At 67.4% G+C, this 18,834-nt stretch carries 16 protein-coding genes; 12 read left to right on the top strand and 4 right to left on the bottom strand.

What is annotated here, in order from left to right; translation table 11 throughout:
• The 12 genes from boxA to NMB41_RS13230 all read left to right on the top strand — a co-directional run bounded on the left by boxA (position 1) and on the right by NMB41_RS13230 (position 14,091).
• Positions 1-1,251 (top strand): benzoyl-CoA 2,3-epoxidase subunit BoxA, encoded by a 1,251-nt coding sequence (boxA, locus tag NMB41_RS13285; protein WP_494378292.1) that lies wholly within the window; start codon positions 1-3, stop codon positions 1,249-1,251.
• 279 nt (positions 1,252-1,530) lie between these two features.
• Positions 1,531-3,006 carry a YeeR family protein gene (locus NMB41_RS13280; RefSeq protein ID WP_494378291.1) on the top strand — a complete coding sequence of 492 codons (1,476 nt, stop codon included), beginning with the start codon at positions 1,531-1,533 and terminating at the stop codon, positions 3,004-3,006.
• A 154-nt stretch (positions 3,007-3,160) separates the two neighbouring features.
• Positions 3,161-4,795: an AMP-binding protein gene (locus tag NMB41_RS13275; protein ID WP_494378290.1), complete on the top strand. Its 1,635-nt coding sequence runs from the start codon at positions 3,161-3,163 to the stop codon at positions 4,793-4,795.
• Positions 4,792-7,185, top strand: a complete 2,394-nt coding sequence (locus tag NMB41_RS13270) for a bifunctional salicylyl-CoA 5-hydroxylase/oxidoreductase (protein WP_494378289.1) — start codon at positions 4,792-4,794, stop codon at positions 7,183-7,185. Before NMB41_RS13275 ends, NMB41_RS13270 begins: the two co-directional genes overlap by 4 nt.
• Position 7,186: 1 nt before the next feature.
• On the top strand, positions 7,187-7,711 hold the full coding sequence (locus NMB41_RS13265; protein ID WP_494378288.1) for a MarR family winged helix-turn-helix transcriptional regulator: 525 nt from the start codon (positions 7,187-7,189) through the stop codon (positions 7,709-7,711).
• A 13-nt stretch (positions 7,712-7,724) separates the two neighbouring features.
• A complete protein-coding gene (locus tag NMB41_RS13260) occupies positions 7,725-8,579 on the top strand; it encodes an enoyl-CoA hydratase family protein (RefSeq protein WP_494378287.1) in 855 nt (284 codons plus the stop codon).
• A gap of 5 nt (positions 8,580-8,584) precedes the next feature.
• The gene (locus NMB41_RS13255; protein WP_494378286.1) at positions 8,585-9,757 is read left to right on the top strand and encodes an acyl-CoA dehydrogenase family protein; all 1,173 of its coding nucleotides are present in this window, start codon (positions 8,585-8,587) and stop codon (positions 9,755-9,757) included.
• Positions 9,750-10,181: an acyl-CoA thioesterase gene (locus tag NMB41_RS13250; RefSeq protein ID WP_494378285.1), complete on the top strand. Its 432-nt coding sequence runs from the start codon at positions 9,750-9,752 to the stop codon at positions 10,179-10,181. The genes NMB41_RS13255 and NMB41_RS13250 overlap by 8 nt, the downstream gene beginning before the upstream one ends.
• A 19-nt stretch (positions 10,182-10,200) precedes the next feature.
• A complete protein-coding gene (locus NMB41_RS13245; RefSeq protein ID WP_494378284.1) occupies positions 10,201-10,593 on the top strand; it encodes a RidA family protein in 393 nt (130 codons plus the stop codon).
• Positions 10,594-10,617: 24 nt separating this feature from the next.
• Positions 10,618-11,466, top strand: a complete 849-nt coding sequence (locus NMB41_RS13240; RefSeq protein WP_494378283.1) for an oxygenase MpaB family protein — start codon at positions 10,618-10,620, stop codon at positions 11,464-11,466.
• Between the two features lie 112 nt (positions 11,467-11,578).
• A complete protein-coding gene (locus NMB41_RS13235; protein ID WP_494378282.1) occupies positions 11,579-13,510 on the top strand; it encodes a TOL_0244 family TonB-dependent receptor in 1,932 nt (643 codons plus the stop codon).
• Entirely contained in the window at positions 13,510-14,091 is a 582-nt protein-coding gene (locus NMB41_RS13230; protein WP_494378281.1) for a TOL_0243 family YfiR-like periplasmic protein, read from the top strand. The genes NMB41_RS13235 and NMB41_RS13230 overlap by 1 nt, the downstream gene beginning before the upstream one ends.
• Before the next feature lie 59 nt (positions 14,092-14,150).
• On the opposite strand, the gene NMB41_RS13225 is transcribed toward NMB41_RS13230, so the two are convergent.
• From NMB41_RS13225 to acnA, 4 genes are all read right to left on the bottom strand, one after another.
• Positions 14,151-14,726: a chromate transporter gene (locus NMB41_RS13225; protein WP_494378280.1), complete on the bottom strand. Its 576-nt coding sequence runs from the start codon at positions 14,724-14,726 to the stop codon at positions 14,151-14,153.
• Entirely contained in the window at positions 14,723-15,298 is a 576-nt protein-coding gene (locus NMB41_RS13220; protein ID WP_494378279.1) for a chromate transporter, read from the bottom strand. Before NMB41_RS13220 ends, NMB41_RS13225 begins: the two co-directional genes overlap by 4 nt.
• Positions 15,295-16,020, bottom strand: coding sequence for a transporter substrate-binding domain-containing protein (locus tag NMB41_RS13215; RefSeq protein WP_494378278.1), 726 nt, complete (start codon positions 16,018-16,020; stop codon positions 15,295-15,297). The genes NMB41_RS13220 and NMB41_RS13215 overlap by 4 nt, the downstream gene beginning before the upstream one ends.
• Positions 16,021-16,162: 142 nt before the next feature.
• Positions 16,163-18,790 carry an aconitate hydratase AcnA gene (gene acnA, locus NMB41_RS13210; RefSeq protein WP_494378277.1) on the bottom strand — a complete coding sequence of 876 codons (2,628 nt, stop codon included), beginning with the start codon at positions 18,788-18,790 and terminating at the stop codon, positions 16,163-16,165.
• Between the last annotated feature and the right edge of the window lie 44 nt (positions 18,791-18,834).

Below are 18,834 nucleotides of genomic sequence, written 5' to 3'. Positions count from 1 at the left end.
ATGAATGCGCTTGAGCCGATTGCCCTGATACGCCAGCACCTGATCGACCCCGAGGTCTGCATTCGCTGCAATACCTGCGAAGAGACTTGCCCGATCGATGCGATCACCCACGACAGCCGCAACTACGTGGTCGATGCCGACATCTGCAATGCCTGCGGCAACTGCGTTTCTCCTTGCCCGACCGGCGCCATCGACCACTGGCATACGCTGCCGCGCGCGCAAGCCTATCCGCTGGCCGAGCAGTTCAGCTGGGACGAACTGCCGCCCAAGCTGGAGATCGTCGAACCGGTGCTGGCGCAGATGGAAGCGGCGAACGAGGCATCGACCATCGTGCCGGACGAAGCGGTGCAGGAAAACGCGGCGATCTCGGTATCGTCCTCGATTCCGCCCTGGTCGGCGGCGCATCCTTACGCTCACCTGTACACGGTGAAGAACCCGGTGCTGGCGACGGTCGCCGGCAATTACCGGCTCACCGCGCCGGACGCCGCCAGCGACGTGCACCACATCGTGCTCGACTTCGGCACCCAGATGTTCCCGATCCTCGAGGGCCAGTCGATCGGCATCATCCCGCCCGGCGTCGACGAAAACGGGAAGCCGCACTACATGCGCATGTATTCGGTCGCCAGCCCACGCGGCGGCGAACGCGAGGGCTACAACAACTTGGCGCTGACGGTGAAACGGGTGGTGGAAGACCACGCGGGCCGGCCGACGCTGGGCGTGGCCTCGAACTACCTGTGCGACCTGGCGAAAGGCGCGACGGTGCAGGTGGCCGGCCCGTTCGGGGTGAACTACCTGATGCCGAACCATGCGGGCTCGAACATCCTGATGATCTGCACCGGCACCGGCTCGGCACCGATGCGCGCCATGACCGAGCACCGCCGCCGCATGCTGGCCGCCGGCAGGCCGATTGAGGGCAAGCTGATGCTGTTCTTCGGCGCCCGCAATCCGGCCGAGCTGCCTTACTTCGGGCCGCTGTTGAAGCTGCCTGCCGACTTCATCGACATGCACCTGGCCTTTTCGCGCCTCCCGGACCAGCCCAAGGCCTATGTGCAGGACAAGATCCGCGCGGCCGGACCGGCGGTGGCCCAGCTGCTCTCAAGCGACACCTACCTATATATATGCGGCCTGAAAGGCATGGAGACGGGCGTGCTCGAAGCGCTGGGCGCGGTCTGCGCAGCGGCGGGCATCGACTGGCCGGGCCTGCAGTCGCGCATGGTGGGGGAAGGGCGCTTTCACGTCGAGACGTATTAATGCGGCCTTCGCGTCTGGTGCTTCAACTTGCGCGGTTGTGCAGATGAAAAAAAGGTGTTTCAGAGGCGTGGACTGTTGGTATAAAATATTTCCTATAAGAATTAATTTCAGGCAGCCGGGCGAATAGGGAATGTTCGTCCGGCCAGCTTGCACCGTCCCGACCACCACCGAACTTTCATCCTAATGCCACGCATCCGAAAAGCCAACACGAGCGACACAGACGGTCAACAGTACGGAGCAGGCGCGGCAGGCGCCGCGTCCGCGCACACGGAGAACGCCTTGCTCCGCACGCGCCAGGGTCATGGCTTTGCCGCCGAGCGCGCGAACCACCTGATCGACACGGCCAAGGGGAAGCGCGCGCGCCTGGTGGGCGGCGACAATGCGAAAGCAGGCGCGGACCGGCTGGTCAACGGCGTGCAGCTTCAATCGAAGTACTGTGCGAATGCGCAGGCCACCGTGAATGCCTGTTTCACCAAGGCGGGCAAGCTGATCTACCTCAGCCGGGGCAAGCCAATGAAGATCGAGGTGCCCAAGGACCAATATCCCGCTGCGCTGAAACTGATGGCAAAGAAATTGCAAGCCGGTGAGATGACTTCGGCCGCGGCAAACAGGCAAGCCAGGGGCATCCTGGTCGAAGGGAATGTCGATTACGCGACCGCCCGCCGCATCGTCGAGCCTGGCAACATCGACAGCCTCAGTTTCGACGCTGCGACCGGTGCGGTGGCCGCCGGCAAGTCGGGAAGTATTTCTGTCGCAATCGCTTACGCATACGCAATCTACAACGGTGCCGATACCAAGGCGGCTGCCCGCATCGCATGCGCGACCGGGCTGAAGGTCGGTGGCACAACGTGGCTGTGCTCGGTACTGACTGCACAGGTAGCCAAGACGGGGGCGGAAGCCCTTGTTCGGGAAGGAAGCGGCTGGATGGTGCGCCAGCTGGGATCCAAAGCGACGCTGACAATCGCCAACACCCTGGGCACCGGCGAGCGCGCACTGCGCTCGGAAATGGTACGGCAAGGGGGGCGCAAGCTCTCCGGCAAGGCTGCCGAGCAATACCTGACGAAAGCATTGACCGGAAATGTCATCGCCGCCACTGCGATGACGCTTATTCTCTCCGCCAACGACTTTGGCAGGGTATTTTCGGGCCACATATCGAGGGCGCAGCTCTTCAAGAACGTGGCGAACACGGCGGCGGGCGTCGGCGGCGGCATGGGTGGGGCCTGGGCCGGCGCGGCGCAGGGCGCCGTCTACCTCGGCTGGATTCCGGGAGGCGCGCCAGTGGGCGCCTTTATCGGCGGCATCGTCGGAGGCATCGCCGGTTCATCCGCCGCCAGCGCTGCCTCGCGCACGGTCACGGACTGGCTGGTCGAGGACGACGCCGTGCAGATGATGCGGTATCTCGAGCAAGTGTTCATCGAGGAGGCCCGGGACTACCTGCTGACGCAAACGGAGGCCGGCGAGGTCATGCAGCGCTTGCAGGACGAATGGGATGTGCGCGAACAGATGCGCGAGATGTTTGCTTCAGTAGACCCCGAGCAATACGCACGCTGGTTGCTACGGCCGCTGGTGGAGGGTGCGATCGCGCGGCGCAAGAAGGTCCGGATGCCAAGCGAGAAAGTTCTGCTGAAAACGGCAGCGACACTGCTGGAAGGCGATACTCCCGACGAGAGCACGCGGCTTTCCGCACCCCGGGCCGCCAGGACGGTACTGGCGCCGGCGACGGCTTGGCCATTCCCGACGAGCTCGCGCCCCTGACCGGGCCATTGGTGACGCGGCCACAGGTCCGCCTGCCAGGGAATTTCTTGCTTTCCGAGATAGTTTAGGCTTAAAGTAGATCGGGCACGACGAGCATTCGCCATGGCCGCCCCACATGTGGCGCCATGCCTTCCCTGGACAGCCCGGAGACCACATGAACGGAACCGCGTACCTGGACACTTTTGCGAACGACAACCTGCCGCCGCGCGAACAGTGGCCTGAACTGCTGTTCGAGCTTCCCGAGCTGGCCTATCCCGAGCGCCTGAACTGCGCTTCCGAGCTGCTCGACGCGATGGTGGCGCGCGGCCATGGTAGTTCCGTCGCCATCCGCGGCGCGCACCTCAGCTGGACCTATGCCGAACTGCTGGAGACGGTGGACCGCATCGCCGGCGTGCTGCGCGCCGACCTGGCCCTGGTCCCCGGCAACCGCGTGCTGCTGCGCGGCGCCAACAACCCGATGATGGCGGCCTGCATCCTGGCCGTCTGGAAGGCCGGCTGCGTGGCGGTGCCCACCATGCCGCTGCTGCGCGCGAAGGAGCTGGCCACGATCATGGGGCTGGCCAAGGTCAATGCCGTGCTGTGCGCCGCGGACCTGCGCGTGGAACTCGACCTGGCTTGCGAAGGCAGCGACAGCGCGCCGCGCATCGTCTCCTTCAACGACAGCGCGCCCGGCTCGCTCGAAGAGCGCATGGCGGCCATGCCACCGCGTTTTGAGGCGGTCGACACCTGGGCGCAGGACGTGTGTCTCCTGAGCTTCACCTCCGGCACCACCGGCCGCCCCAAGGGCACCATGCACTTCCACCGCGACGTGCTGGCCATTTGCGACTGCTTCCCGCGCTCGACCCTCGGTGCGACGAGCGGCGACGTCTTCATCGGCACGCCGCCGCTGGCCTTTACCTTCGGCCTGGGTGGGCTGCTGCTGTTCCCGCTGCGCGTTGGCGCTTCGACCGTGCTGCTGGAAAAACTCAATCCCGATTCCCTGCTGGCGGCGATCGCCGAATACCGCGCCACGGTCTGCTTCACCGCGCCCACCTTCTACCGGCAGATGGCGCCGCTGGCGGCAAAGCACGACCTGTCCAGCCTGACCCGCAGCGTCTCGGCCGGCGAAGCGCTGCCGCTGGAGACGCGCAAGGCCTGGCAGCAGGCGACAGGCCTGGCCATGATCGACGGGATCGGCGCCACCGAAATGCTGCACATCTTTATCTCCGCCGCCGGGGAGGCCATCCGGCCCGGCGCCACCGGCCGCCCGATTCCCGGCTACCAGGCCTGCATCCTCGACGACGAAGGCCAGCCGGTCGGTCCCGGCGTGACCGGGCGCCTGGCGGTGAAAGGCCCGACCGGCTGCCGCTACCTGGCCGACCCGCGCCAGCTCGACTACGTCTGCAACGGCTGGAACCTGACCGGCGACGCCTACCAGGTCGATGCCGACGGCTATTACTGGTACCAGGCGCGCACCGACGACATGATCATCTCGAGCGGCTATAACATCGCCGGGCCTGAAGTCGAGGACGTGCTGCTGCAGCATCCGGCGGTGGCCGAATGCGGCGTGGTCGGCGCCCCGGACGCCGAGCGCGGCCAGGTGGTGCTGGCCTATGTCGTGCTGCGCGCGGGCGAAGCGGGCGGGCCGGAGATGACCAAAGCCCTGCAGGAGCACGTCAAGCGCCTGGTCGCTCCCTATAAATACCCGCGCCGGATCGAGTTTCGCAGCAGCCTGCCGCGCACCGAAACCGGCAAGCTGCAGCGCTTCAAGCTGCGCCAGGAAGCGAAACAACTCACGGAGCCCTCATGAAGATCGTTTGCATCGGCGGCGGCCCGGCCGGCCTGTATTTCAGCCTGCTGATGAAGAAGCAGGACCCGTCGCACGAGATCACCGTCGTCGAGCGCAACCGCCCCTACGACACCTTCGGCTGGGGCGTCGTGTTCTCCGACCAGACCCTGGGCAACCTGGTCGCGGCCGACGAGGAGACCGCGCGCACCATCCTGCAGTCCTTCAATCACTGGGACGACATCGACGTTCATTTCAAGGGCCGCACCGTCACCTCGGGCGGGCACGGCTTCTGCGGCATCGGCCGCAAGCGCCTGTTGAACATCCTGCAGGCGCGCTGCGAGGAGCTTGGCGTGCGGCTGGTGTTCGAAACCGACGTGTCCGACGACCTGGCCCTGGCCGCGCAATACGGCGCCGACCTCGTGATCGCCTGCGACGGCTTGAACAGCCGCGTGCGCACCCGCTATGCCGCGACTTATCAGCCCGACATCGACACCCGCAACTGCCGCTTCGTCTGGCTCGGCACCAAGAAAAAATTCGACGCCTTCACCTTCGCCTTCGAGAAAACAGAACATGGCTGGTTCCAGGCCCATTGCTACCAGTACGATGGCGACACCTCGACCTTCATCGTCGAGACGCCCGAAGAAGTCTGGAAAAAATCCGGCCTGGAGGACATGAGCCAGGAAGAGGGCGTGGCTTTTTGCGAGAAGCTGTTCGCCAACTACCTCGACGGCCACAAGCTGATGAGCAATGCCTCGCACCTGCGTGGTTCGGCCATGTGGATCAGGTTCCCGCGCATCGTCTGCCGCGAATGGGTGCACTGGAATACCATCGACGCACGCCGCGTGCCGGTCGTGCTGATGGGCGACGCCGCCCACACCGCGCACTTCTCGATCGGTTCGGGCACCAAGCTGGCGCTGGAAGACGCGATCGAACTGGCGCGCAGCTTCGCCACCCATGGCGCAGACGGCATCGACCGGGCGCTAGCCGCCTACCAGGAGCTGCGCGGGATCGAAGTATTGAAAATCCAGAGCGCGGCGCGTAATTCCATGGAATGGTTCGAGAACGTCGAGCGCTACACCGCGATGGAGGCCGAGCAGTTCGCCTATTCGATGCTCACGCGCAGCCAGCGCCTCTCGCACGAGAACCTGCGCGTGCGCGACCCGGACTATGTCGCCGGTTTCGAAGACTGGATCGCGCAGCGTGCTTTCGCCCAGGCGGGCCTGCCGGCGCCGCGTGCTGGCGCCGGCATTCCGCCCATGCTCACGCCTTTCCGCATGCGCGGCACGGTGCTGAAGAACCGTATCGTGGTCTCGCCCATGGCGCAGTATTCCAGCGTGGATGGCGTGGTGGGCGACTACCACCTGGTCCACCTGGGCAGCCGCGCGCTGGGCGGCGCGGGCCTGGTGTTCGCCGAGATGACCTGCGTCTCGGCCGACGCCCGCATTACGCCCGGCTGCCCCGGCATGTACACGCCGGAGCACACGGACGCCTGGCGCCGCATCGTCGACTTCGTCCACGCCAGCAGCGACGCGAAAATCGCGCTGCAGCTGGGCCACGCCGGCGCCAAGGGCTCGACCCGGCGCGCCTGGGACGGCACCGACCTGCCGCTCGAAGAGGGCAACTGGCCGCTGGTGTCGGCTTCGCCCCAGCAATACCTGGAGGGCGTGTCGCAGACGGCGCGCGAAGCCACGTTTGAGGACCTGGAACGCATCAAGCGCGACTTCGTGCGCGCCACGGTGGACGCGGCGCGGGCCGGCTTCGACTGGCTGGAACTGCACTGTGCGCACGGCTACTTCCTCTCCAGCTTCATTTCGCCGCTGACCAACCAGCGCGTCGACGACTATGGCGGCAGCCTGGAAAACCGCTGCCGTTATCCGCTCGAGGTGTTCCGTGCGATGCGCGCGGTCTGGCCCGAGGACAAGCCGATCAGCGTGCGCCTGTCGGCCCATGACTGGGTCGAAGGCGGCCTGACCCCGGGCGAAGCGGCCCAGGTGGCGCGCCTGTTCCGGGACGCCGGCGCCGACATGATCGACGTCTCCTCGGGCCAGGTCAGCAAACTCGAAAAGCCGGTGTACGGCCGCATGTTCCAGACCCCGTTCGCGGACCGCATCCGCAACGAAGTCGGCATTCCGACCATTGCGGTGGGCGCGATTTTCGAAGCGGACCACGTCAACAGCATCATCGCCTCGGGCCGCGCCGACCTGTGCGCGATCGCGCGCCCGCACCTGGCCGACCCGGCCTGGACCCTGCACGAGACGGCCAAGCTGGGCTACACCGACATCGCCTGGCCGAAGCAGTATTACGCCGGCAAGCAGCAACTGGAGCGCAACCTCGAGCGCGAGCGCCAGATGGCGGCCGCCAGCAGCGGGCTGACGCCGCAGCAGGTCGCGGCCAAGCTGCTCGAAGGCTGACATGGCGCGCAAACACCTGACGCTGGCGCCCGTGCTTGAAGATGAAGGCGCGGTGCTCGACGTCGAAAGCCGCCTGACCGAAGACAATCACCAGTCGCTCAAGCTCTGGCTGCGCATGCTGTCCTGCACGACGCTGATCGAAGCCGAGATCCGCAGCCGCCTGCGCCTGGAATTCGGCATCACGCTGCCGCGCTTCGACCTGATGGCCCAGCTCGACCGCCATCCGGAGGGCCTGCGCATGGGCGAACTGTCGAAACGCATGATGGTCACGAGCGCCAACGTGACCGGGATTGCCAACCTGCTCGAGCAGGAGGGCCTGGTGCTGCGCGAAGCGGTGCCGGGCGACGGCCGCGCCTTTACCCTGAAGCTGACCGCCGGCGGGCGGCGCAGCTTCAAGCGCATGGCCGCGCGCCACGAAGGCTGGATCATCGAATTGATGGGCGCCCTCGAAGAGCACGAACGTGCAGCGCTGATGGCGCTGCTCTCGACAATGAAGCGGGGCTTGCAGCCCGCCGGCCAACCCTAAACCAGGAGAATTGATGCGTTACCTCACAGGCGAAGCACACCAGCTGGCCGGCAACCGCGCCAGCATGGCCGCTTACCAGCCGCAGCACTTCCAGTTCAGCGTCGCAGGCGGCGTCGCCACGCTCACCCTGAACCGCCCCGAGCGCAAGAATCCGCTCACTTTTGACTCCTATGCCGAGCTGCGCGACCTGTTCCGCGCCCTGGCCTATGCCGAGGACGTCAAGGCGGTCGTCATCACCGGCGCCGGCGAGAACTTCTGCTCCGGCGGCGACGTGCACGACATCATCGGCCCGCTCACCAAGCTGGATATGCCGGGACTCTTGACCTTCACCCGCATGACGGGCGACCTGGTCAAGGCGATCCGCGCCTGCCCGCAGCCGGTGGTGGCCGCGATCGACGGCATCTGCGCCGGCGCCGGCGCGATCCTGGCGCTGGCCTCGGACATCCGCTACGGCACCGCGCGCAGCAAGACCGCCTTTCTGTTCACGCGGGTGGGTCTCGCCGGCTGCGACATGGGCGCCTGCGCGCTGCTGCCGCGCGTGATCGGCCAGGGCCGCGCGGCCGAGCTGCTCTACACCGGGCGCAGCCTGGGCGGCGAGGAAGCGGAGCGCTGGGGCTTCTTCAACCGCGTCTCCACGCCCGAGACCGTGCTGCCTGAGGCCCAGGCCTTCGCTGCCATGCTGGCCGCGGGACCGACCTTCGCCCACGGCATGACCAAGAAAATGCTGCAGCAGGAATGGAACATGGGCGTCGACGAAGCCATCGAGGCCGAAGCCCAGGCCCAGGCGATCTGCATGGCGACCAACGATTTCCACCGCGCCTACCACGCTTTCGTGGCCAAGGAAAAACCACAATTCGAAGGGGACTGAAGGCCATGGCCGATACCGACTATTTGAACTGGCCTTTCCTGGAGGGCCGCCACCGCGAACTGGCGCAGGAGCTCGACGCCTGGGCCGCGCAGCACATCGACCAGCAGCACGGGCACGACGTCGACGCGGCCTGCCGTGGCCTGGTGCGCCAGCTGGGCGAGGCAGGGTGGCTGAAGCACGCCATTGGTGGCCTGGCCTATGGCGGCGCGAGCGAGGCCATCGACACCCGGGCGGTGTGCCTGATCCGCGAAACCCTGGCGCGCCACTCGGGGCTGGCGGACTTCGCGTTTGCCATGCAGGGCCTGGGCAGCGGGGCCATTACCCTGTTCGGCAGCGAAGAAAACAAGCGGGACTACCTGACCCGGGTCGGTCGCGGCGAGGCGATCGCCGCCTTTGCCTTGTCCGAGCCCGATGCCGGCTCGGACGTGGCGGCGATGGCCTGCGCGGCGACGCTCGACGGCGACGATTACGTGCTCAATGGCGAGAAGACCTGGATTTCCAACGGCGGCATCGCCGACATGTATGTGGTGTTCGCCCGCACGGGTGAAGCGCCCGGCGCGCGCGGCATCTCGGCCTTCATCGTCGACGCCGATTTGCCGGGCTTCGAGATCGCCGAGCGGATCGACGTCATCGCGCCGCACCCGCTGGCGCGCCTGCGTTTCACCGATTGCCGGGTGCCGGCGTCGAAACGCCTGGGGCAAGCGGGGCAGGGCTTCAAGGTGGCGATGGCGACCCTCGACATCTTCCGCACCTCGGTCGCCGCCGCGGCGCTCGGCTTCGCGCGCCGTGCGCTGGATGAAGCCCTGGCGCGCGCCACTTCGCGCAAGATGTTCGGCAAGACCCTGGCCGACTTCCAGCTGACCCAGGCCAAGCTGGCGCAGATGGCGACCGGGATCGACGCGGCGGCCTTGCTCACCTACCGCGCCGCCTGGCAGCGCGACCAGGGGCGGCGCGTGACCAAGGAAGCGGCGATGGCCAAGCTGACCGCCACCGAGACGGCGCAGCAGGTGATCGACGCGGCGGTGCAGATGTTCGGCGGCCTGGGCGTGGTGAGCGAACAGCCGGTCGAGCGCCTCTACCGCGAGATCCGCTCGCTGCGCATTTATGAAGGCGCGACTGAAGTGCAGCAGCTGATTATCGCGCGCGAATTGCTGGCCGAAGCGGTGCCGCATGGCTGAATCGCGCTTCGTGACCGACGTGGTGATGCGCTTCGGCGACTGCGACCCGGCCGGCATCGTGTTCTATCCGCGTTATTTCGAGATGTTCAACAACCTGGTCGAGGACTGGTGCGGACAAGGTCTCGGCACGCCGTTTCAGGAGCTGATCGGCGTGCGCGGCTTCGGCCTGCCGCTGGTCAGCGTCCAGACCGACTTCGTCGCCACCAGCAAACTGGGCGACGCATTGCGCGCCGAGCTGTCGGTGCTCAAGATCGGCGGCTCGTCGATCACCGTGGCGATCCGGCTGCTGGGTGCCGACGGGGCGCCGCGTGTGCGTGCTACCCTGATCCTGGTGCTGATGGACATGAAGACGCAGCGCGCCACGCGCATTCCAGAACCCATGCGCAGCCGCATCGCGCAATTCCAGGCGCCGGCGGCAGACTGACAGAGAGAGGCAAGCATCCATGGAATTCCTTCAACCCAAAAACTGGCCCCGGCCGCGCGGCTACGCGAACGGCATCGCGGCCTCGGGCCGGATGGTCTTCGTGAGCGGCATGATCGGCTGGGACGCCGACGGCGTCTTCCAAACCGACGATTTCGCCGGCCAGGTGCGCCAGGCCCTCGCCAACATCGTCGCGGTGCTGGCCGAAGGCGGCGCCAGGCCCGAGCACATCGTGCGCATGACCTGGTATGTGCTCGACAAGAAGGAATACGTGGCCGCCTACCCGGAAATCGGCGCCGCTTACCGCGACCTAATCGGCCGCCACTACCCGACCATGAGCACGGTGCAGGTGGCCGGGCTGGTCGAGGACCGGGCACGGGTCGAGATCGAGGTCACCGCTGTCGTACCCGACTAGCCGCGTGTCACACCGAAAGAGCGCATGCTGAAAGCCCTGCGCGAACTATTGCAACCGCCGCCGGGCATGGCCTTCGACTTCAGCCAGCCGCGCGGCGAACCTGCGCTCGCGCCGCTTGACGGCGTGGCCTGGCGGGTGTTCGCCAACCCGGTCTCGCTGTTCGTGGGCGGCGTGGCGGCGGTGCTGCTCGAACTGGCCGAGCCCAAGGTTCGATCGGGCGTCTGGGATTCGGGCGGCTTCCAGCGCGACCCGGGCTTGCGCCTGCGCCGCACGGGCTTTGCAGCCATGATGACGGTCTACGGCCCGCGTTCGGCCGCCGAGCAGCTCATTGCGCGCGTGGTGCGCGTGCACGGCATGGTAGCCGGCACCACGCCCGATGGCGCCGCCTACCACGCCAACGATCCGCGCCTGCTCGACTGGGTACAGGCCAGCGCCGTATTCGGATTTGCCGAAGCCTACCACCGCTACGCCAGCCCCTTGTCGCCGGCCGAGAAGGATGCCGCTTTCGCCGAGAGCCAGGCGTCCGCGGCGCTGTACGGCGCCACAGGGGTGCCGCACACCTGGGCCGCGTGGGAAGCGCTGCTGGCGCAAACGGCGCCGATGCTGGAGGGCTCCAGCATCCTCGGCGAATTCCTGCGCATCATGGATAACGCGCCCATCGTGCCGGCGCCACTGCGTCCGCTCCAGCGCCTGCTGGTGCGCGCCGCCGTGGACATGACGCCGGAGCCGGTGCGCTCGCTGCCGCAATTGCGCGGACGCGCCCTGCGCCTGGGCGAAGCGCAGCTGGTGCGCGGCCTGGCGCGGATGGCCGCGCTGCTGCCGCTGGGCGATACGCCGCCCTTCCAGGCCGCGCGGCGGCTCGGAAGGAAGTAGGGCGCTTTTTCGACTCTGCTAGAATCGCCTTGTATTGACGCGTTTTCAGATATCGAACGCAGTACCCGATTCAGGCTTCGGGCCCATCTACCTGAATAGAACATCGCGCCGCATGCGTCATCGCCTGCTTGTCACATCACTAAGTCCCCTCGCGGTCGCCTTGCTCGCCGGCGTGCTTGCCGCGCCGGCCAGCGCCCAGGTCATCGAACCGGAAGACATCGCCAACCTCAGCCTGGAAGACTTGTCGAACGTGCGCGTCACCTCCGTCTCGCGCCGCTCCGAGCCGGTGGCCGATGCGGCCGCGTCGATCTACGTCATCTCGGGCGAGAGCATCAAGCGCGCCGGCGCGGCGACACTGCCCGAGGCCTTGCGCCTGGCGCCCAATTTGCAGGTAGCGCGCGTCGATGCGCGCAATTATGCAGTCACGGCGCGCGGCTTCAACAGCGCCTTCGAGAACAAACTCCTGGTGCTGATCGACGGGCGCAGCGTGTATACGCCGCTGTTCTCGGGCGTGTTCTGGGACGCGCAGGACGTGGTGCTGGAAGACGTCGAGCGCATCGAAGTCATCAGCGGGGCGGGCGCCACCATGTGGGGCGCGAATGCCGTCAATGGCGTGATCAACATCATCACCAAGGCCGCCGGCGCCACCCAGGGCACGCAGGTGAGCAGCACGGTTGAACGCGACTTCGTCACCGGATCGGTGCGCCATGGCGGCGCGCTGGCCAAAGGCGGGCGCTATCGCGTCTACGCCAAGGTCTCCGAACAGGACGACCTGCAACGCGAAAACGGCATGAGCGACCTCACCGGCTGGAAGCGTTCGCAGGCGGGTTTCCGCGCCGACTGGGGGCAGGGGCTCGCTAGCACGACCGTGCAGGGCGACGCCTATACCGGCGCGCTGCACCAGCGGGGTACGCGCGACATCCGCATCGCCGGCGCTAACCTGCTCGGGCGCACATCGATGCGCATCGGCGTCTCGGACGTGACGGCCCAGGCCTACTGGGACTTCACCGAGCGTAACCAGCCGGGCGCCTTCATCGAGCACCTCAATACCCTGGACCTGCAGTTGCAAAGTTCGCTCACGCTGGCCGAGCGCCACCGCCTCGTCTGGGGCGCGGGCTACCGCGTCGCCTTCGACCGCATCGACAACGGCGCCGGCTTCGCCTTCCTGCCGGGCGACCTGGACCTGCACTGGGGGAACGCTTTTGTGCAGGACGAGATCGACCTGACCGATACCCTGCGCCTGGTCGCGGGCGCCAAGGTGGAGCACAACAATTACACCGGCATGGAATTGCTGCCGACCCTGCGCCTGGCATGGAAGCCGACCGGCAGCAGCCGGGCCTGGGCCTCGGCCTCGCGCACGGTGCGCGCGCCGTCCCGCATCGACCACGATTTCTACAGTCCCACGAACCCGGCCGTGGTGAATGGCGTGCCGCGCTACGCGCTGGCCGGCGGGCCGGACTTCCGCTCGGAAGTGGCGAACGTGTTCGAACTGGGCTACCGGATCCAGGCCACGCCGGCGCTGTCGTATTCGGCGACGGCCTTTGTCAGCGACTACGACCGCCTGCGCACGCTGGAGCCGAACCCGCGTGGCTCCGGTTCGGTGTTCAGCAACATGGCCAATGCGCGCGCGCGCGGCATCGAGATGTGGTCGAGCTGGGACGCAAGCGCCGCCTTGCGCCTGTCGGCAGGCCTGGTGGCGCAGCACATCCGCAGCACGCTGGACGCGGGCAGCCGCGACGCGAGCGCCGGCACGGGCCTCGCGACCAGCGACCCGAGCAACTACTGGAAGCTGCAGGCCTCCTACGACATCGCACGCGGCCATTCGGTCGACCTGCTGCTGCGCCATTACGGCAAACTGAATCGCCCGGCGGTGCCGGCCTACGAGTCGCTCGACATCAGTTACAACTGGCGCGTTGCGCCTGGCCTGGACTTGTCGGTCCGCGGACGCAACCTGCTCGATGCGGAGCACCCGGAATTCGGCAGCAGCCCGGGGCGCAGCCTGTATGAGCGCAGTGTTGGCGTGAACCTGGTGTGGCGGCTGTAATGATGCGGGCCAGGCGCCTGGCGATTGCACTGTCCCTGCGCCTGTGCGGCGCGGTATTGCTGGCGCCCGCGTGGCTGGCAGCTGGCGAGGCGCAGGCCCAGGCAGGCGCCTCGACCGAGGACGTGGTCAAGGCCGCCTACCTGTCGAAGCTGCGGCATTATGTGGAGTGGCCGCCGCGCGCCGCACCGCCGGCCGGCGGACGCACCGTGATCGGCATCGTCGGCGCGGATGAAGTGGCCGCCAGGCTGGCGCAGCTGGCGGCCGTGCGCGATCCCGTCAAAGGGACGCTGGCGGTGCGCCAGCTGCGCAACGGCGACCCGCTCGACGGCATCCACATCTTGTATGTCGGTGACGGCTATGTGGCGCGCGCCGCACCGATGATCGAGCAGGCCGCCGCCCGCTCGATCCTGGTGGTGACCGAGTCGGACGGCGCGCTTGCGCATGGCAGCGTCATCAATTTCCGCGTGCTCGACGAGCGCGTGCGCTTCGAGATTTCGCTCGACTCGGCCGGCAAGGCGGGGCTGCGGGTCAGCTCGCAGCTGCTGGTGCTGGCTTCCTCGATCGTCAAGGACAAGCGCTAGGGTAGGCCTCCGGTCATCCTGCGCGCGCAGCGGATCGTCAACGAAGCGGCAAGCGCGGCCTAGACGAGGCCGAGAGCTCCCAGCAGCGCGCCCGCGCCCAGCAGCCACAGCAAATGAATGCGGGTGCGCCAGATCAGCAGGCAGCTGGCGATGGAAACCAGCCATAGCCGCCAGTTGCCGGCGCCGCCGCCCGCGCCCAGCAGCCAGGCGGTCGAGAGCAGCATGCCGATCACCAGCGGCGCCATGCCCTGTTTGAAGGCGCGCACGGCGCGCGGCTCGCGGTTACGGTGCCCCCACTGCGCGACCTGGTAGGTAAACACCGTCGACGGCAACAGGATGCCGGCCATCGCAATCCCAACCCCGAGCAAAGCCGCCGTGGTGCTGCCGGCGTTCAGTCCCACCTGCCAGCCCATCAGGGCGACGAAGAGCACGTTCGGGCCCGGTGCGGCCTGGGCCAGGGCGATCGCTTCCTTGAACTGGGCGTGGGTCAGCCAGCCCTGCTGCTCGACGAGGTAGCGGTGCATCTCGGCGCTGGTCGAAATCGCGCCGCCCAGCGACATCATCGAGAGCATCAGGAAGTGGGCGAACAGGTCGACCCACTCCTGCCAGGACAGCACGATCTGGTGCGCGCTCATCGCTTGAGCCTGTGCCAGGCCAGCAGGAAGCCAAGGCCGCCCAGCAGCGCCAGTGTCAACCCGAGCGGCGCGCGCATCCAGGCCAGCAGGGCGAAGCTGGCCAGCGCAATGGCCGCGCACCAGAGGAGCGGCATCACGTTCTTGACGAGGGCCGCCGCCATGCGCAGGGCGGTGGCGGCGATCAGGCCGGCCGACACCGCGGCCATGCCGCGCAGTGCGCCGGCCACGAGCGGGTTACCGGCGAATTTCCCGTGCAGCAGCGCCAGCAGCAGGATCAGCACCAGCGGCAGCGCCAGCATGCCGGCCAGCGCGGTCAGGGCGCCGGCCAGGCCGAAATAGCGGGTTCCAATCATCATGCACAGGTTGACCGCGTTCGGGCCGGGCATGATCTGGGCGACGGCCCAGTCCTCGACGAACTCCTCGTTGGTCATCCAGCGCTTCCTCTCGACCAGCTCGCGCTGGATCACGGCCAGCACGCCGCCGAAGCCCTGCAGGGCCATCCAGGTAATCGAGAAGAACAGTTCCGCCAGCGAGGCCGGACGCGGACGGGCGTCAGGTGCCGCCACGCTCATGCCGGGGGCGCCACCGATGCCCCTTCGATGCCGTGCCGCTGCAGGGCGGCCGCAACGAAGCCGCCCGCTTTCATGTCCTCGACAAAGCGCGCCAGGAAGGCGGCCGCTTCGAGCCCGCGGCTTTTCGGCGTGCCCATCGCCTGCTGGATCACCATGAAGCGCTCGCCCAGCAGGCGCAGGCCGCCAAGGCGCCGTGCGTCCGCTTCGAGCTGCTGTTTCACGCCGGCCGCCACTTCCGCACCCTGTTCGAGGAAGGTGTCGACCACCGTGGGCGAGGTTGGCGAACGCAGGATCTGCGCGTGCTGCAGCGTGCGGGTCAGGTAGAGGTCGTAGGCGCTGCCTTTGCCGACGACGACGCGATTCGCGGCCTGGTCGACTTCGTCGTTGGAGCGTAGCGGCGAATCGTCCTTGACCAGGTAGCAGCCCTCGATCAGCACATAGGGCGCGGTGAAGGCGATGTGCTCGCCGCGCAGCGGGTCGATGGCGAAGAAGCCGATGTCGGCCTGGTCGGCGGCCACCACCTCGACCGACTTGCCGGCGGCGTCCACGAGCACCAGTTCCAGTTCCACGCCCAGCAGCTTCGCCAATTCACCAGCGAGGTCCACCGAGACGCCGGCCGCCTGGCCGGCAGCATCGAGGCCGGCGAGGATGGGATTGCCCAGGTTGATGCAGGCGCGCAGCTTGCCGGTCGGGGTGAAGGCGGAACGAATCGATGGGTTCATGGTTGCACCAGGTTCAGGGTTGCGTCGTTCCCGTGGCATGGAGGATGTCTTCGATCTTCGCCAGGGAGGCCAGGGTATGCGCGAGGTGCTCATCAGGTCGAGGATGTTCAGGTGCTGCGAGGCCACCGGCCGCATCCTTGCATTATGGCTTAGCTTGCTGCGCCATGGTTTTTTGCAGAATGAAGGGAATGACGCCGCCGTGGCGCAGCAGCTCGACCTCGAGCCGTGTTTCGACGGCGGCGATGGCCTTGAATACCTGATGCCTACCGTCCGCCCGGTGCAGGCTGACCTGCACCGGGCCTCGTGCACGCAACGACGAGGATGCGGCATCGATTTCGATCCGGTCGCCGGGAGCAATCTGCAAGGTGGCCGGCGACAGTCCCTCGGACAGGCGCAGCGGCAGGATGCCCATGCCGATCAGGTTCGAACGATGGATGCGCTCGAAGCTCACCACCAGCACGGCGCGCACGCCCAGCAGGCGCTGGCCCTTCGCGGCCCAGTCGCGCGAAGATCCGGTGCCATAGCGCTCGCCGGCGACCAGCACCACCGGCTGCCCCTCGTCGCGATAGCGCTGTGCCACCTCGAAGATCGGCGCTACCTCGCCGCTGGGCGCGTGCAGCGTATGCCCGACCGGGCTTGATGGCAGCAGCAGGTTGCGCAGCGACTTGCTGTAGAAGGCCGCGCGCAGCATCACTTCCCAGTTGCCGCGCCGCGAGGCGAACACATTCAGATCCTTGCGCTCGTCGCCGCGCGCGACGAGGAAGTCGGCAACGAAGCTGTCTTCGGGAATGGCGCTGGCCGGCGAGATATGGTCGGTCGTGATGTCGTCGCCCAGCACCAGCAGCGGCCAGGCGGTGTAGCGGCCAAGCTGGCTCGTTTCGCTCAGCGAAGCGAAAGGCGGGCGGCGCAGGGCGGTCGACGCCGGATTCCAGGGGAAGAGGGCCGTATCGGGCACCTTCAGGCCATGCCAGGCCGGGTTCAGGCTGGCATGGGCAAAGGCTTGCGGGAAGTCGCCGGCCGCCAGGCCTTTCTCCACCAGGGCGTCGACCTCGAGCCGGGTCGGCCACAGGTCGCGCAGGAAGACCGGCTTGCCGTCGGTCGCGGTCCCGACCGGATCGCGGCTCAGATCGCGTTCGGCGTTGCCGGCCAGCGCAAAGGCGATCACCAGCGGCGGCGACATCAGAAAACCGAGGTCGAGGTCGGGATGCACGCGGCCCGGAAAATTGCGGTTGCCCGACAGGACCGCCACCGGGTGAATCTCGCCGCGTGCCTGCGCCTGCTGGACCTGTTCGGTGAGGGCGCCCGAGTTTCCGATGCAGGTCGTGCAGCCATAGCCGACGATGTCGAAGCCGACAGAGGCGAGGTCCTCCAGCAGGCCGGCGCGTTCGAGATAGCGTGCCGCAGCCGGCGAGCCGGGTCCGAGCGAAGTCTTGACCCAGCTCGGCACCTTCAGGCCGAACTGGCGGGCGCGGCGCGCGACCAGGCCGGCGGCAACCAGCAGGCCGGGGTCGGAGGTATTGGTGCAGCTGGTAATCGCCGCGATGACGACCGGATGGCGCGGCAGCGCGCCGTTCGACGCGGCCGGCACGAAGCCCAGCTTGGCCAGTGCGGCGGCGGTCTCGGTATAGGCCAGCAGGTCTTGCGGGCGCTTGGGGCCGGCCACGTGGATCGCGATCGCATCGAGGTCGATCTCGATGGTGCGGGTATAGGTCGGCTGCGCTTCCGGGTCGAACCAGAGCGCGTTGCGGCGCGCATAAGCTTCGACCAGGGCGATGCGTTCTTGCGGCCGGCCGGTCTGGCGCAGGTAGTCGAGCGTCTGCCCGTCGATAGCGAAGAAGCCGGTGGTGGCGCCGTATTCGGGCGCCATGTTGGCCACCACCGAGCGCTCGTTGGCGCTCAGGGTGGCCACGCCCGGCCCGAAGAATTCGACGAATTGGCCCGAGACGCCGATCTGGCGCAGGCGCTGGGTGACGGTCAAGGCCAGGTCGGTGGCGACCGCGCATGCACCGAGGCGGCCGGTGAGGCGCACGCCGATCACCTCGGGCACGCGCAGCATGGTCGGCATGCCGAACATGACCGTCTGCGCTTCCAGACCGCCCACGCCCCAGCCCAGCACGCCGATGCCATTGATCATGGGGGTGTGGCTGTCGGTGCCGATCATGGTGTCGGGCACGACCCAGGATTGGCCGCCGCGCTCTTCGAGCGTGACTACGGTGGCCAGCTGTTCGAGGTTAATCGTGTGCATGATGCCGGTGCCGGGCGGATGGATGCGCACGCCCTTCATCACCTTCGAGGCCCAGCGCAGGAAGGTGTAGCGCTCGCTGTTTCGGCGCATTTCCATCTGCAGGTTCAGGTCGAGCGCATCGCGCTGGCCGTAGAATTCCACGGCCAGCGAGTGGTCGACCGAAATGTCGACCGGGAGGCCGGGGTTCAGCACGGCCGGGTCAAAGCCGGCTTCATCGAGGGCGTTGCGCATGGCGGCGATGTCGACCAGGGCCGGGGTGCTGGTGGTGTCGTGCATCAGCACGCGTCCCGGCTGGTAAGCAATCTCCGCCTCGCTGCTGCCGTGTTCGAGCCAGCCGAAAATGGCATCGACGGCGGCCTGGCCTTCCTCAATAGGACTGGTGCGCAGCACGTTTTCCAGCAGCAGGCGCAGGACGACGGGCAGGCGGTACAGGCGTTCGCCGAACAGGGCGGGCAGGTCGACCAGCCGATGGCGTTGTCCGGCGTGGTCGAGGTAAGCCGGGGGCAGGGTAGCGAAATTGTGCATGGCCGATCTTTAACTATATGCGCCAACCGGTCGTCTGACCGGCA

It is taken from the genome of Massilia sp. FBCC-B171, assembly GCF_059134155.1.
Note: the sequence above shows the minus strand (reverse complement) of the source record. Positions and strands in the feature narration are given on the sequence as shown.